This window comes from Mesorhizobium shangrilense, from assembly GCF_028826155.1.
GTDB lineage: Bacteria > Pseudomonadota > Alphaproteobacteria > Rhizobiales > Rhizobiaceae > Arvimicrobium > Arvimicrobium flavum.
In genome coordinates this window covers 3,893,133-3,907,639 of the sequence record NZ_JAQGPN010000001.1, presented here as the reverse complement: position 1 = coordinate 3,907,639, position 14,507 = coordinate 3,893,133, and the positions used below count along the sequence as shown (strand labels likewise).

Sequence of the window (14,507 nt, the reverse complement as noted above, 5' to 3'; positions counted from 1 at the left end):
ACCCCGGCGCGGCTCGCGCCGGGGATCCTTCCCGGACGCCAGGGACATCCTATGCAAGAAGAGATCCATACCCAGATCACCGCCGAGGAGATAGCGCAGGCTTTCGAGGAGGAGGTCGCGCCTGTCGACCTGTCCCGATATGCCGTCGAGGACTGGATTACGATGGTCGTGTTCTGGAGCATGTCGGCTTGCGTGTTCCTGCAATTCTTCACCCGCTACGTGCTGAACAACAGCTTTGCCTGGACGGAGGAAATCGCGATCAATTGCCTGGTCGTGGTCGTCTTCCTGGGCTCGGTGATGTGCACGCGCACGGTGCGCCACATCCATGTCGACCTGCTCTACAGGTATCTGCCGCCGCAGGCCGGGCGCGTGCTGGCATTGATCGTCAGCCTGATCACGCTCGGCTTCTTCGCCTACATGACTTGGCTTCTCTGGCGCTACGCCGGCATCGTGGCGCGCGAGCGCATGGTCACCATCGACCTGCCACGCAATATCGTCTTCTATTCCGTCTTCGCCGCCTTCGCCCTGATGACGCTGCGCCAGATCCAGGTTCTGATCGGCGATCTCAGGCGGGGCTATTCCGTGCTGGAGAGGCCCGAAGAGTTCGACGGGTTTGGGGTCTGAAACATGCTGCTTCTGATCGGCTCCTTCCTCGTCCTGATGCTGGTCGGCGCGCCCGTCGCCGTGTCGATGGCCCTCGCGTCGCTGCTCTATCTGGTCTTCTACAACGTGGCGCCGGACATCATCACGGCGCAGCGCATGATCGCCGGCGTTGAGAGCTTTCCGCTGCTCGCCGTCCCCTTCTTCATCCTTGCCGGGAATCTCATGAACTCTGCGGGCGTGACCGGCCGGATCTACAGCTTCGCGCTGGCGGTGGTCGGCTGGATGAAGGGTGGCCTGGCGCAGGTCAACATCCTCGGCTCCGTCGTCTTCGCGGGCATGTCCGGCGCCGCCTTGGCCGACGCCGCCGGGATCGGCACCATCGAGATCAAGGCGATGAAGGATCACGGCTACCCGGTCGAGGCGGCGGTGGGCGTCACCGCGGCATCCTCCACGCTTGGCCCGATCTTCCCGCCGTCGCTGCCCTTCGTCATCTACGGCATGATGGCCAACGTCTCGATCGGCGCGCTGTTTATGGCGGGGATTCTTCCCGGCATCGTCATGACGGTATTGATGATGGCCACCGTTGCCTTCTTCGCGTACCGGCGCGGCTGGGGCTCGGATACGCCGTTCAGCCTGCGCAGGCTGGCCGGCGCCTCGGCGGAAGTATTTGTCGTCGCCCTCTTCCCGGTCGCCGTATACCTGCTGACGCTCGCCGGGCTGTCGATCAATCTGGCGGTCGGCATTGCGCTCCTGGTGCTGATTGCCCTCGATTGGTACTTCGACTTCGCGGCGGTCATGGCGCTGATGACGCCGGTGATCCTTATCGGGGGCATGACGCTTGGGTGGTTTACGCCGACCGAAGCGGCGGTCGCGGCGGTGATCTGGTCGCTGTTTCTCGGGCTCGTTCGCTATCGCACCATGACGCTGCGCACGCTCGCCAAGGCGAGCTTCGACACTATCGAGACCACGGCCTCCGTGCTCTTCATCGTGACGGCCGCATCGATTTTCGCCTGGCTGCTCACGGTAAGTCAGGCCGCGCAATACTTTTCGGATTTCCTGTTCGCACTGACCGACAACAAATGGGTGTTCCTCATACTGGTCAACATCCTGCTGCTGGTCATCGGCTGCTTCCTCGACACGATCGCGGCCATCACCATCATCGTCCCGATCCTGATGCCGATCCTGGCCAAGTATGACGTGGATCCGGTGCATTTCGGGCTGGTGCTGACGCTCAACCTGATGATCGGGCTGCTCACCCCTCCTGTCGGCGTCGTCATGTTCGTCCTGTCGCGCATCGCCAAGCTATCGATCGAGCGCACGACCATGGCGATCCTGCCGTGGCTCGTGCCGCTGCTCGTGGCGTTGCTGATCATCACCTTCGTGCCCGCCATTTCGTTGTGGCTGCCCACCCAGTTGGGGCTGATCCGATGAGCGGGGCGGTCGCAGCAACGCTGTTCGGCCCGGAGGACCTTCGTCTCGTGGGGTACGAGCCGGGACCGCTGGCGCCCGGCATGGTGCGAATTCGACTTGGCGCCGGCGGCATCTGCGGCAGCGATCTTCATTACTTCCGGCATGCGCGCACCGGCGATTTCGTCGTGACCTCGCCGTTGGTGCTGGGCCATGAGATCGCGGGCGAGGTGATCGCGACCGGCGGCGCTGTTCCCGACCTTGCAGTGGGCGAGCGCGTCGCGATCAACCCCTCCCGCTGGTGCGGGCGCTGCAGCTATTGCCAGCTGGGTCGGGCCAATCTGTGCGAGAACATCTATTTCATGGGCTCGGCATCGAAGACCCCACACATGCAGGGCGGCTTTGCCAGCACCTTCGACGTGACGCCGGCGCAATGCGTCAAGGTGCCGGGCGAGACGCCGTTCGCGGCAGCCGCCCTCGCCGAGCCGCTGGCGGTGGCCCTCCACGCCGTTGCGCGCGCCGGCGACGTGCGCGGCAAGGACGTCGTCCTGTTCGGCGCAGGCCCGATCGGGCTGCTCACCATGCTGGCGGCGAGACTGAAGGGATGCGCCAGCGTCGCCGTCGCCGACATCGCGGCTGCGCCGCTGGCGTTCGCGTCGCGCCTGGGAGCGGATCAGGTCATCAATCTTGGCGCCGGGGATGAGGCGGCGGAGGCGCGTTTCGACGCCGCGTTCGAGATTTCCGGGACGGGTGCGGGCCTGGCCGCGGCGCTGCGGAGCGCGCGGAGGGGCGGGGTCGTGGTGCAGGTCGGCAATCTTGCGGGCGGCTCGATACCGGTGCCTGCGAACGCCGTCATGTCCAAGGAGCTTGACCTCAGGGGCACGTTCCGGTTCGGCGCCGAGTTCCAGGAGGCCGTAGAGCTGATCGCCGGAGGGCAGATCGACGTGCTTCAGTTGGTGACCGCGGAGCGCAAGCTTGCCGCCGCGCCTGAGGCCTTTCGATTGGCGCTGGATCGATCGCAGAGCGTCAAGGTCGTGCTGACGGGCGACTGATCCGGCTGCGAAGTTCGCCCCACCGCCCGCAAGGCGGCGAATAGCGGCGTTGGCGTTTCACTCCGCCGGAATCGGGTCCTGCTGCGGCGGTACGGTTTCCTGCGGCGTCGGCACGCTTCCCGTCGTCGTCGCGTCGGGCTCGCCGAAGCGCTCGTCGAGCGTCTCGTAAGCGATGCGCGAGGCTTCGCGGGCCCGCACGCCGACGGTGGCGATGGCCGCCTTGCCCGTCTCGCACACATCCGGCTTGCGCTCGCACATGCCTGCGATGTCCGTCATCGCCTCGCCGGCGGCGATGATCGCCTCAAACGCGCCGATCTGCCGCTCGCCCGTCCGTTCGTCGACGCCGCCCAGCGGCAGCGCCAGCAGCACGAGCGAAAACCAGAAGGCCATCCGTATCAAGAAACCCATCGTTCCATTCCCCAGTCGCCGAGCGGAGCCGCACGGCCTCTTCCGTCCCATCCCGAACATGCCACGCCCGGGCAAAGGCGCGCTTGATTCCTTCCGGAGAATTTTCGGAGATTTCGCTTCAAATTTTATCGATTCAACAGTGGGGCAGTTTTTCGCGGCATTGAAATGAGTGTGTTTACCTCTGCCTAACCATGCAAGACATTGAACCGTAAGGGACAATAGGAAGACGAGGCGCGCAGCCGCTGAAATCGGGGTCGTCGCAGGACCCCGCGGATAGCCTAACCCTCCATTTACCATGGCCCGAGAAGGTCCCGTGCCGGGATGCGGAAACGCCCAACATTCGATGTCGGCGAAGCCTCAGGCGGCCGTGCCTTATCGTTTCTTTAAACGCTCGGTGCGAGGTTCGAATTAACCAAGAGGACCCGGAAAGCGGGCGTGTAGCGAGTGCCTTGAGTTGAAGCTTCTTGCCAGCCGAATCGATGATCTGCGAGGCGCCGTCGCGTCTGCCTGCGATCGCTTCGTGCACCCGTCGGTCGCCGACGAGTTGGTGCGCGGGCAGCGCCGCCGCTTCGTGGGCCTGCTGCTCTTCGCGCCCGTGCTGATGTCGGTCGCCGCCGTGCTGCTCATGGCCGAGCGCGCGGGGGCATCGCTGACGCTCGCCGGCGTGCTCATGTTCTTCGGATTGAGCTGGCTTGGCGTGCTGGCCGTCGCGGGGCTTCGGCACAGCCGCTGGGTCGAGGCGGCCGTGCTGACCGCGAGCATCCCGCTCATGGGGATGGTGACGACCGCGGCCGGCGGACTGGCGTCGCCCGCTTCGCTGCTGCTTCTGGCCATTCCGCTCGAAGCCTACGGCATCCGGCCGACGCGCAAGGCGCTCATCGCCGGGGCAGCGGCTGTTGCCGCAGCTGTTGGATCGGGGCTCCTCATGGAGCAGGCATGGCCGGCGGTCCTGGGCGCGGCCTCTGCCTGGCACTGGCTCCTGCCGCTGAGCTATGGCGCCACCCTGTGGCCGCGGCTGGCCGCCCGGCAGCGCTCCGAAGGAGACGAGGCGCGGGCGAAGGAGAGCGATGCGCGCATGGACCTGGTCGACGGGGCCGTGCTGAAGCTGGCGCGTAGCGGTGAGGTGGTCGAGGCCGGCGCCAAGGCGAGGACCGTGCTCAATCTCGCCCCGGAGCTGCTCCACGGGGCAGGGCTCTTCGATCGCGTGCACGTGGCCGACCGGGTCAACTACATGTGTGCGCTGGGCGCGCTGCGGGACGGCGAGCAGCAGGTGCGGACCGACGTCCGGCTGCGCCTGCCCAAGGCCGAAGGCACTGACGGGCCCGACAATTTTCGCCACTTCGCCATCGAGTTCCATGCCGATGTTGATCGGGAAGAGTTCATCGCTGTCCTGCGCGACGACTCCGAGGTCGCCGATCTGCGGGCGGCGCTGCGGGAGGCGACCGACGAGACCGAAGCGCTCGATATTGCCAAGGGGCGCTTCCTCGCTGCCGTGAGCCACGAGCTGCGCACGCCACTGAATGCGATCATCGGCTTCTCGGACATCCTGCTGCACGAAATGTTCGGCGGCTTCTCCGACGCTCGCCAGCGGGAGTACACGGAACTGATCAAGGAGTCGGGGCATCACCTGCTTTCGGTCGTCAACGCGATTCTGGACGTCTCGAAGATCGAGTCGGGCGCCTACCCGATTCACACCGAGACCTTCGCTTTCGGCGACGCAGCCGAGATGTGCCGGTCGATGATGTCGCTGCAGGCGGAGAAGAAGGGTGTCGACCTGCGCACCCAGGTCGGGCGCGCCGTTGGCGAGGTGGTCGCGGACCGCCGCGCGGTCCAGCAGATCCTGATCAACCTGGTCTCGAACGCGATCAAGTTCACGCCCGAAGGAGGCTCCGTCGTGGTCGGTGCGCAGCGGCTCGGCTCGCGCCTGCACTTCTGGGTCGCCGACACCGGGATCGGGATCGCCGAGGAGGATCTGGACAGGATCGGCCGTCCGTTCACGCAGATCCGCAACGATTACACGCGCCAGTTCGAGGGCGCGGGGCTGGGGCTTTCGCTGGTCAAGGGCCTGGTGTCGCTGCATGAGGGCACCATGTCCATCGAGAGCGCGCCCGGCGAGGGCACCAAGGTTGCGATCAGCCTGCCGGTCAGCGGGCCCGCGCTGGCGAGCGTGGAGGAGACTGGGCTGGTTCGCGAACTGGTGCATAAAGAGACGATAGAACATGGCGCGCTCCTCAAAACGGCCTGATCCAAGCCGCGAGCGGACCCGCCCGGCGGTGGCGGCCGCCTCCGCAGTCGGCGGCATGATCGCGCGCAATCCTGCTTTGGTGGGCGGTTCGACCGCGTTCCTGGTCGCCCTCTCCTTCGTCTCCGCCAACGCCCTTTGGTACCAGCCCTTCGCCCATCCCGGTGCGTTCTTCACCACAAGGACCATCGAGCGCGGCGATGAGGGGCCTGCGCCGACCGAGACCACGATCAAAATCGAGCGCCCGGAAGAGGCGCATCGTCAGATCGTCGGCGACCCGATCACGAAGGCCGTGCAGACGGTGCTGAAAGATCTCAACCTCTACGACGGCGCCGTGGATGGCCTGTCCGGGCCGAACACCAGGAGAGCCGTGGAGGCCTATCAGAAGACGGTGGGTCTGCCGGTGACCGGCCTTATCAACGAACAGCTCCTGGAACAGCTCGACACCAGTCCGACGGCGGCGATCCCCCCGCAGCCGCGGCCGCGGCCGCAGAGCGTCGAAGCGATCATCAACGAACCCTCGCCGGCCCGTTTCGACGGTGAGGACAATTCCGCGGCAGGGCGCGTCCGTAAGATCCAGGCGGGCCTGAGGGAGTTCGGCAACAAGAACATCGACATCGACGGCGTGCTGGGCGGCCGCACGCGCGCCGCGATCAAGGAGTTCCAGGCGCTGTTCGGGTTGCCGCAGACCGGCGAAGCCGACGAAGTCGTCTTTGCCAAGATGCGGAAGGAAGGCCTGATCAACTAGGGCCGGCGGCTTCGTCAGCGCACGTTGCACGTCATCGGCCACTTGCGCGGCGCGGCCCTTCCTCCGTAAGGACGGGCATGCGCCTCACCACCGATTTCTGGGTTTCAGCCCTCATTCGAAACGTTTTCCGCCAGGGTGGCTTTGCCGCCGTGCTGCGCCGTGGCGCGACGGAGGCCGGAGCGGTCTTTGTCACCGTCAGGAACAGGTACGGGCAGGTGACGCTTTACGGCCCCGCTGCACAGGCAAGCTACGACACCGCCAAGCCCGACGACCGGCTGTTCTCGGTTCTCATGAGCGAAGCGGAGGAAGAGGCGGTGGAGCAGCGGCTCGCCAAGGAGGCTCGCTTCGATCCGGACATCTGGGTCGTGGAACTGGAGCCGGGCGACCAGGAGGTTGCCGAACTCCTGAACGTCACGACGCCCTGAGACGATCCGAACTGCCCTGATGCGCGTCCGAGTTGCCCGCCGTGGACGATTGCGTGCGCAGAGGACTGCGGGCCGCCGATGCCGCGCGCCAGCCGCGCAGCGTTTCCTTGGCAGCCTCGCGACGCATCAGCCGAAAGCTCTCGATAAAGAGGCGGATGGCCGCGGCGTTCGAAAAGCTGGCGGGGAAGACGGTGGCGGTCAGCAGGAAAGCCTGCTCCTCGTTCATCTCCAGCGACTTTAACGCGGCGATGAGGCTGGTGTAGTCCTCGGCGGTTGCGATCTCGCGCGCCACTGCAAGGTCGACCTCGACCGCGTCCGCGAGGGCGGTCTGGAAGAATGCAGGATTTCCACTGAGCGCTGTCACCTTGAGGCGGGCCAGTCGGGTTTCGATCGGCGTCGCGGTTAAAGCGGCCGGCTCGACCTGCGCCGCCGATGCCATGACGCCGCGCAGCCGGTGGCGCATGCGCTCGGCAGCCTCCCCGGAAGGGGCGGACGTCGGTGAGGGCAGGGGTTGCGGCGACACCAGCTCCAAGGCGGGGCGGCTGGCGAGAGCGTCATGCGGCATCGGCAATTCCTCCGGCTCGTTCTGGCCTCTCAGTTCCTTCGCTTCCAGGGCGCGCACGAGAGCCTCAATAGACGGGTGAAGCCTGGAGCGCCGGGCCACGGCGCGTGCATGCGGAAGACCGTGACGGCAGATCAGGCCGATGAGGTCCATGTCCGACAGGGTCTTGGATCGGATCAGCAAGGGGGCCGCTATGTCCACGGTTTCATCACACAGCCGGCGGATCAGCGCGTTCGGCGCCTCGGCGGCGTCGGACAATGCGGCAGCGGCAAAGCGTTTGGACTCCTTCGGCTGCGCGTCGAAAAGCGGGAGGGTTAGATCCTCTAGCTGCGCGATCTCGCTTCGGCTGGGGCGCGTGAGCGCGCAGAAGGCGGAGACGGCAGCGCGGAACAGGCGTTCCGACCTGTGCAGCTTGCCCTTGACGGCAATATGTCTGAAATCCGCAGACGACACGAAGGATTACGCCAGACGCAATACAATGAGGGACGATGAGGAAACGACCTCGCTTCGTTCAAATTAGCGTCGATCCGTTAGCGGACTGTTAACCGATCCGTAAGAGTTCCCGTTTGGTTTCAATCCCTTATAAGACCTACGTTACCGATCGCGTTACCGCGTCGTCTTCGGCCGCGCATGCAGGACCGACGCGATGAGCCTCGGCTGAGATGAAGCGCGATGGCCGATGCGATGGCGCCGTGACGATGGTCTGAACGGGCGCAAAGCTGCTCAAGACCGTGTGGTTCTTGCAACAGAGGAGCAAGCGGCACTACGAAATCGGGCTATTTTCGACGATTGAGGCAAAATCCGTCAACGACGCGTTAACCTATTTGAATGCCTCATGGGTGTGGGAGGCGTTGCGTGCATTGCTCCGGGGCAGCCGAGAGGGTTGACGTGACATGGGCATCATCCTGGCCTTCGCACCACGAAAGACACCGCTGACGAGACCGCCGCGGCAGACGCCGCAGGGGTCTTCGATCATCATATTTCCAGGCGTCAGATACGAGCGCTTTGCATCAAAGGACATGCCGGGGATAAGTCTCCGCGTCCCCGATCCGTCGCCGCCCTCCCTGTCGCCGTCCTCCTGAAGAGCGGGACGACGACCGCGGCGCCTCTATTCCTGACTGCAGTGCATGGATTTCATGTAGCTCGCAAGGCGCGGCGCCCAGCTCTCGTCCGGTACGAAGGCGCGTACCATCGCGATGCCTTCGCTGACATCCGCCTCGACGAAGACGGACGACACGAATTCCTGCGGTAGTTCCTTGCGCACATCGATCATCTGGGCCGGCGTGACGACGACCACGTCGAGTTCGCCTTCCGTCGAGGAGCGGTCGTTGAAGCTGTAGAGGTTCTGGCCGGTCCGGTCATAGATGGAAACCGACCAGAAGGGCACGTTGCCGGGCGCCGTGATGTGGGCATACCCGTCTTCAAGGCTGAAGCGGCAGGCGTTCACATAGAAGAGAGGGTCGGCGGAGCCGTGTATGACGTCTGCAGATGGCGTCCCGTCGATCCGGCTCATCACATAGACGTCGGTATGCTCTGCAAGCCGGGACCACGGATCCCGCTCCGAGAACTCTGGAAGCAGCAGGAGAACGGCCACGTGGACGATGCCTGCGCCGACCAGCCCGACCAGGACGGCATATGCCAGGCCTGCCCAATGTGAGCGGGGGAGGCGCCTGCTATGCATTGCACGAACCACGAATAATCTGCGGAAGCTGGATATCGGACATGCCCGTGCTGCCAGCGATCGTCGTGTCGTAGAGCGTCAGCAACACCGTCATCCTGCCGTTCCCGGAGGTGGCGATCCAGTTCCGCGGCGCAGCCCGGGGACTGAGCGTGATCGAGACGATGTTGCCGGGAAGCCGCAAGACGTCCTGGGAATGGAGTGCAGCGGGACGCGAGCCGGATGACGAGAGGGTTGTCATCCGAAAATCGGCCGGAAACAGCGTCCAGAAACGCGCGGGCGGCATGACGCCCACGATGGTGTAGTCGCAATTGCGGCGCAACTGGGCGCCTGCCGAGTCGTGCGTGGCGGTGAATGTCAGTCCTTCGGCGCGGCCCAGGGCCAGGAGGCCCTCGCGAGCGACGCGCGCCTTGGAGTAGGGATCCGCCTGAGGGCTGCCAAGCTCCGGATGGGCTTTCCAAGGGCCGACGCCGAGCGCACCGATGCCGTCCTGCATGTCCAGGGCGTACCACACGCTGCCGGCTCCGCCGACAATGGCGATCGTGATGGCGAGGGCGGTCAGGAAAATCGTGCGGAACATGCCTTGGGTGTCGGCCCTTGGGAGGTTTCTTCCCGATATCCCGCGGGATGAGGGGAATGCAAGCGTCGGCCAGCCGACATTCGAGCGAGATGACTCCACTACGCGTCCTAAAGCCGGGACAGCGTCTCGGACTTCGGCGGCCCGATCGGCGGCGCCGTTCTGAACGTCCGGCTCATCTCGCGCAACAGCCGTGTCGTCGCCGCTGACAGCACCGGCGGACGCTCGGCCTCGGCCGGGTTGATCTCCTCGGATTCTCCGTCCTTCTTGCCCTTCGCGGCGACGGGCCTCGTCTCGACCGGCTGATTGTCGATGCCCGGGATCGGCTTCAGCTCGATGTTCTGGTGCGCGTAGGCCATCAGTCGATGCCAGGTCATCGCGGGCACGGAGCCGCCCGTCATCTCGTTGGTGGGGGAGAAATCATCATTGCCCAGCCAGACCGCGGCCGTGTAGTTGCCGGTGTAGCCGACATACCAGGCATCACGATATGCTTGGGTGGTGCCGGTCTTGCCGGCCGAGCGGATCCCGTCGAGGGCGGCGCGTCGCGCGGTGCCCCATTCAGGCACCTGGACGAGCATCGAATTCATCTCGTCTGCAGATTTTTCCGAAAGCACCCTGTGCGGGGGCGTAGCGTCGCGGTCGTGATCCCAGACGACCTCGCCGCCATGGGTCGTGATCTGCGAGATGCCGTAGCGCATGCCGGCGTAGCCGCCATTGGCGAAGACGCTGTAGCCGGTCGCCTGGTCCATGACGGTCATGCCCGACGTGCCGAGCACCATGGTCTTGTGCGATTCGAGCGGCGACTCCACGCCCATCGCCTCGGCGAGCGCCTTTACCGGGGCGGTTGTCAGGTGTTCCTTGGCGAGCCGCACGGGCACCGTGTTGATCGACTTCACCAGCGCCGTAGTGAGGGTCATCCGGCCCGAGTAGCCGCGCGTGTAGTTCTTCGGCGACCAGCCATTCCAGGTTATGGGCGCGTCGGAGATCAGGGAATCTGGCGTGAAGCCCTTTTCCATGGCGGCCGCGAAGACATAAGGCTTGAAGGAGGAGCCCGCCTGGCGCAGGGCTCTGGTGGCGCGGTTGAACTGGCTGGCCCCGTAGTCCCGACCGCCGACAATGGCCCGCACCGCGCCGTTGTTCTCGATCATGACAATGGCTCCCTCGGCGACGTCGTACTCCTTGCCGTAGGTCCTCAAATGATACTCGAGCGTCTCTTCGGCGGCGCGCTGGAGCCCGAGGTCGACCGTCGTTCGCGCGACCATGGTGCGCACGCCGACCTTCTTCCCGATCTCCTTGGCCTGTTCGAAAGCCCAGTCGAGGAAATAGTCGGGGCTCTTGTCGGCGCCGCGGTCGACGACATCCGCCGGATGCAGCCTTGCCGAGAGCACCTGGCCTTCGGTCATGAAGCCGCCCTGAACCATGTTGGTGAGCACCTCGTTGGCGCGAGCGCGGGCCGCCGGCAGGTTGATGTGGGGCGCATAACGGGCGGGAGCCTTGAACAGGCCGGCCAGCATCGCCGACTCGGCGAGATTGAGCTCCTTCACGCTCTTGCCGAAATAGAAGTCCGCCGCCGCCGCGATGCCAAAGGTGCCGCCGCCCATATAGGCGCGGTCGAGATAGAGCTGCAGGATCTCCTTCTTGGAGAGGTTCATCTCCAGCCACAGGGAGAGGAAGGCCTCCTTGACCTTGCGCTCGACCGTGCGCTCGTTCGTCAGGAAGAGATTCTTTGCGAGCTGCTGCGACAGCGTCGAGCCCCCCTGCACGACCGAGTTGGCCCGCACGTTCTCCGTCATGGCGCGCGTGAGCCCGAAGAAATCGATGCCCCAGTGCTGGAAGAAGCGCCGGTCCTCGGTGGCGAGCACGGCCTTGATGAGGTTGTCCGGCATCTCGTCGACCGGAATGGAATCGCGCTGTATGATGCCGCGCCGGCCGACCTCGGCGCCGTAACGGTCGAGGAAGGTGACGGCGAATTCGCCCTGCAACCGCCAGTCTCCCTTTGTCGCCTCAAAGGCGGGCTGCGCCAGGGCGAGCATCAGGACGGCGCCCGCGACGCCCATCGTAAAGCCTTCGCTCGACAGCTCGACCAACGCGCGGCGGAAACCGGTGACGCGGAAGCGGCGGAAGAAGATGGTGAGCCTTTCCCAGAACTCACCGAGTTTGAAGCCGGCGTTCCAGACAGTGGAATCGATCCAGGCATCGACGGCCAGCAATGCAGCCGCGATCCGTCCCCTCGCTTTCCTCGGCTCGAACGGACCACCCATTCGGCGTTGCCCACCCGCTGACGATGCGTTGCTTCGAACGCGCATGAATGACACTACGGCGCTCCCCGAACGCCGCCCCAATGACATGGAGCATTATAGGACAGGGAGCAAGGAAAAAGGCCGGACAGAGTTAGCAGGAAAAAGAGAAGGGAGACGCTCTCTTCGGAGCGCTTTTGGTGCTTCGGTTGGGCCTCACGCGATGAGGATCAGTCCGGCCAGGATGAGCGCTGCGGTCCAAAGGTAGTCCAGGTTTATCCAGCCGCGCCGCAGGAAGGCGAGGCCGATCCATTCGTAGACGGAAGCGGCGATCACGCCGGTGACTGCGAGCATCGCGGCCGTGTGTACGCCGATCGCCGCCAGCGCCGTCAGCAGCGAGCCGGACGCCGTGATCTCCTGCCCGGGCATGCCGGACAGGCAGAGCGGGATGATCACCGGCACCAGCATGAGGCCGGCGCCGTGTGCCGTCGCCATCAGGAATGACCACAGGCCGAGCCCCAGCATGCCGGTCTGCATCCCGACGCGCACGCGGCGGGAATGGCCGCGAACGGCGTGCCACGCCGCCCAGCCGATCAGCAGCAGGCCGCCGGCGATCTCCAGCGTGCGTTGCGGAACGAACAGGCCGAGCGCCACGGCTGTAAGCGCGACCACCCCTATGGAGGCCGCGTGGCCGAGTGCGATCGGAAGGAGCGACAGCCAGACCACGCGCCGGCTTTTGCGATGGAGGCCGAGCGCCACCGCAAAAAGCCAGCCCATGGCCGGATTGAGGCCGTGGAAGGCGCCGAGCCCGGCTAGCACCAGCCAGGGCGACATTCATGAGCCTCGAAGGACGATTTTCGGCAGGATCTGGCAGCCAGCTTTCGACCCCCACTCCGGCTCGCTGCGCTCGCCACCTCTCCCCCGATCGACGGGGGAGAGGAAGTCCCAACTGCACTGCTTGGCGCCCTTCCTCTACCCCACGGGGTGGGGGAGAGGTGGCGAGCCGAAGGCGAGATGGAGTGGGGGCTATGCGCCGCGTAGCTGGTGCGGCTGCCCCATCTCCGGAAGAGGTCTTTCACGGATAGCAATAGGAATCCGACGAGCAGTCTCCTCCCTCCAGCCGGACCTGGTGCGGCCTATGTCCCTTCGGCCAGTCGACGAAGAACTTCTCGTCGAAGCTGATGCCGCCATTGTCGCCGACGTCGAGCTTGACCATCCAGCCGTCGAGCCCTTCGGGATAGAACTGCGGGTCGATCGGGCCATAGAGCGAGTTGGTGAAGTAGACGCGCTTGCCGTCGCGGCTGATCTCCACCATCTGCGGGCCGCCGTTAAGCGCGCCGTTCTTCGCCCCGGGATGGGTGGCGCGCGAGACGATGCCGCCGATGCGCACGCGGCCGGTCTCCTTCGGGTTGAACGGATCCGACACGTCGTACTGGATCATGTCGCCGGTGCCCCAGCAGGAGACGTAGAGGAAGCGGTCGTCCATCGAGAGGTCGATATCTGTGACCAGCGGCGCGACCGCCTTGAAGCCCTGCAGCACCGGCGGCAGCTTTGCCGGGTCGGCCGGCTCGGCGGGGATCTCGATGATCTTCTTCACCGCCCACTTGGCGCCGTCGCGATACCAGGTCCATATCGAGGCCGACAGGTCCTTGAGGCTGATGACGCAGCCGACGAAGCCGTAGGCCTTGGTCGGGTCGTGGGCGGGCCTGAGCTCGAAGACGAGCTGGTGCTCCGCGCCGAAATCAATCTCCTGCAGGTGCTTGCGCGTGTGGAGGTCCCAGAAGTGTAGCCGTCGACCGTAATTGCTGCCGAGCAGCACTTCCGGCACCAGCCCATTCTCGAAGGTGTCGGGTGTGCCCCACTCGCTGGTGATCATGGTGTCATGACCGAGGTGCCACCAGAAATCGTAGGCGAGCTTCTGCGGGCCGCGGTCGATCTCCCACTGGCCCATCACGTCGAAACTGTCGGGATCGAGCAGGAAGATGCCGCCGGGCGCTTTGCCCTCGGCGTTGCCCAGCGCGTTGACGTAGATGCCTTCGGGTCCGCAATGGATGGTGTGGAGCCGCGAGTAGCCGGCCTTTTCGGCGACTTCCGCCGGCTCGATGACCTTCACGATCTTCGGGTTCTTCGGATCGGCCTTGGTGTCGATGATGTGCAGCCGCGACGAGCGCAGACCGGGCACAACGAGGTAGCGGCGTTCCATGTGCGGATGCGGCGCGTTGGGGCAGAGGCACGAGGAGCAGGCGTTCCAGCCGAAATGGTGCAGCTCGTCGCCGACGTTCGGCATGTCGACCTGGCCGACGATCTTCGAGTAGGTCGCCGATGTCGGATCGACGTCGACCACGGCGATGGCGTCGGGCTTTTGGCGATCGGGATCGAAAGCTGCGACGTAGGCGAGTTTCTCGGCCGGCGCCTTCGCCGCCATCCTGGGCGATGGATAAAATGATGGATCGGGCTGCCAACTTGCCATGAGGGTCCCTCCCGGAAAGCCCCCGCCAAAGCCAGCATAGGACAGTATTGGCACGGAATGAAGGGGAGGGCGTTTCCGTCCGTGCCGGTGCGCATCGC

General features: G+C 65.2%; 13 protein-coding genes. 6 read left to right on the top strand and 7 right to left on the bottom strand.

Annotation, left to right across the window (positions count from 1 at the left end; all coding sequences use genetic code 11):
* Positions 1–51: 51 nt before the first annotated feature.
* The 3 genes from PD284_RS18950 to PD284_RS18940 are packed head-to-tail and all read left to right on the top strand — an operon-like array spanning position 52 to position 3,062.
* Positions 52–624: a TRAP transporter small permease gene (locus PD284_RS18950; protein ID WP_274629700.1), complete on the top strand. Its 573-nt coding sequence runs from the start codon at positions 52–54 to the stop codon at positions 622–624.
* Positions 625–627: 3 nt separating this feature from the next.
* Entirely contained in the window at positions 628–2,034 is a 1,407-nt protein-coding gene (locus PD284_RS18945) for a TRAP transporter large permease (protein ID WP_274629699.1), read from the top strand.
* The gene (locus tag PD284_RS18940) at positions 2,031–3,062 is read left to right on the top strand and encodes an L-idonate 5-dehydrogenase (protein WP_274629698.1); all 1,032 of its coding nucleotides are present in this window, start codon (positions 2,031–2,033) and stop codon (positions 3,060–3,062) included. The genes PD284_RS18945 and PD284_RS18940 overlap by 4 nt, the downstream gene beginning before the upstream one ends.
* 57 nt (positions 3,063–3,119) lie before the next feature.
* Here PD284_RS18940 and PD284_RS18935 read toward each other — a convergent pair whose 3' ends face one another.
* Entirely contained in the window at positions 3,120–3,470 is a 351-nt protein-coding gene (locus PD284_RS18935; protein ID WP_274629697.1) for a DUF5330 domain-containing protein, read from the bottom strand.
* A gap of 454 nt (positions 3,471–3,924) precedes the next feature.
* Here PD284_RS18935 and PD284_RS18930 point away from each other — a divergent pair, with 454 nt between their 5' ends.
* From PD284_RS18930 to PD284_RS18920, 3 genes are all read left to right on the top strand, one after another.
* On the top strand, positions 3,925–5,715 hold the full coding sequence (locus tag PD284_RS18930) for a sensor histidine kinase (protein ID WP_274629696.1): 1,791 nt from the start codon (positions 3,925–3,927) through the stop codon (positions 5,713–5,715).
* Complete coding sequence (locus PD284_RS18925) at positions 5,690–6,460, top strand: peptidoglycan-binding domain-containing protein (RefSeq protein WP_274629695.1); 771 nt, start codon at positions 5,690–5,692, stop codon at positions 6,458–6,460. Before PD284_RS18930 ends, PD284_RS18925 begins: the two co-directional genes overlap by 26 nt.
* 77 nt (positions 6,461–6,537) lie before the next feature.
* Positions 6,538–6,885 carry a DUF1491 family protein gene (locus PD284_RS18920; RefSeq protein WP_274629694.1) on the top strand — a complete coding sequence of 116 codons (348 nt, stop codon included), beginning with the start codon at positions 6,538–6,540 and terminating at the stop codon, positions 6,883–6,885.
* On the opposite strand, the gene PD284_RS18915 is transcribed toward PD284_RS18920, so the two are convergent.
* The 6 genes from PD284_RS18915 to PD284_RS18890 all read right to left on the bottom strand — a co-directional run bounded on the left by PD284_RS18915 (position 6,872) and on the right by PD284_RS18890 (position 14,409).
* Positions 6,872–7,900 carry a hypothetical protein gene (locus PD284_RS18915; protein WP_274629693.1) on the bottom strand — a complete coding sequence of 343 codons (1,029 nt, stop codon included), beginning with the start codon at positions 7,898–7,900 and terminating at the stop codon, positions 6,872–6,874. The two genes, PD284_RS18920 and PD284_RS18915, sit on opposite strands and share 14 nt — an antisense overlap.
* Positions 7,901–8,555: 655 nt before the next feature.
* Positions 8,556–9,128, bottom strand: a complete 573-nt coding sequence (locus PD284_RS18910; RefSeq protein WP_274629692.1) for a DUF1254 domain-containing protein — start codon at positions 9,126–9,128, stop codon at positions 8,556–8,558.
* Positions 9,121–9,705 (bottom strand): DUF1214 domain-containing protein, encoded by a 585-nt coding sequence (locus PD284_RS18905; RefSeq protein ID WP_274629691.1) that lies wholly within the window; start codon positions 9,703–9,705, stop codon positions 9,121–9,123. Before PD284_RS18905 ends, PD284_RS18910 begins: the two co-directional genes overlap by 8 nt.
* Positions 9,706–9,812: 107 nt before the next feature.
* Entirely contained in the window at positions 9,813–11,963 is a 2,151-nt protein-coding gene (locus PD284_RS18900; protein ID WP_274629690.1) for a transglycosylase domain-containing protein, read from the bottom strand.
* Between the two features lie 192 nt (positions 11,964–12,155).
* Entirely contained in the window at positions 12,156–12,773 is a 618-nt protein-coding gene (locus PD284_RS18895) for a hypothetical protein (protein ID WP_274629689.1), read from the bottom strand.
* 241 nt (positions 12,774–13,014) lie between these two features.
* Complete coding sequence (locus PD284_RS18890) at positions 13,015–14,409, bottom strand: selenium-binding family protein (protein WP_274629688.1); 1,395 nt, start codon at positions 14,407–14,409, stop codon at positions 13,015–13,017.
* Positions 14,410–14,507: the final 98 nt, after the last annotated feature.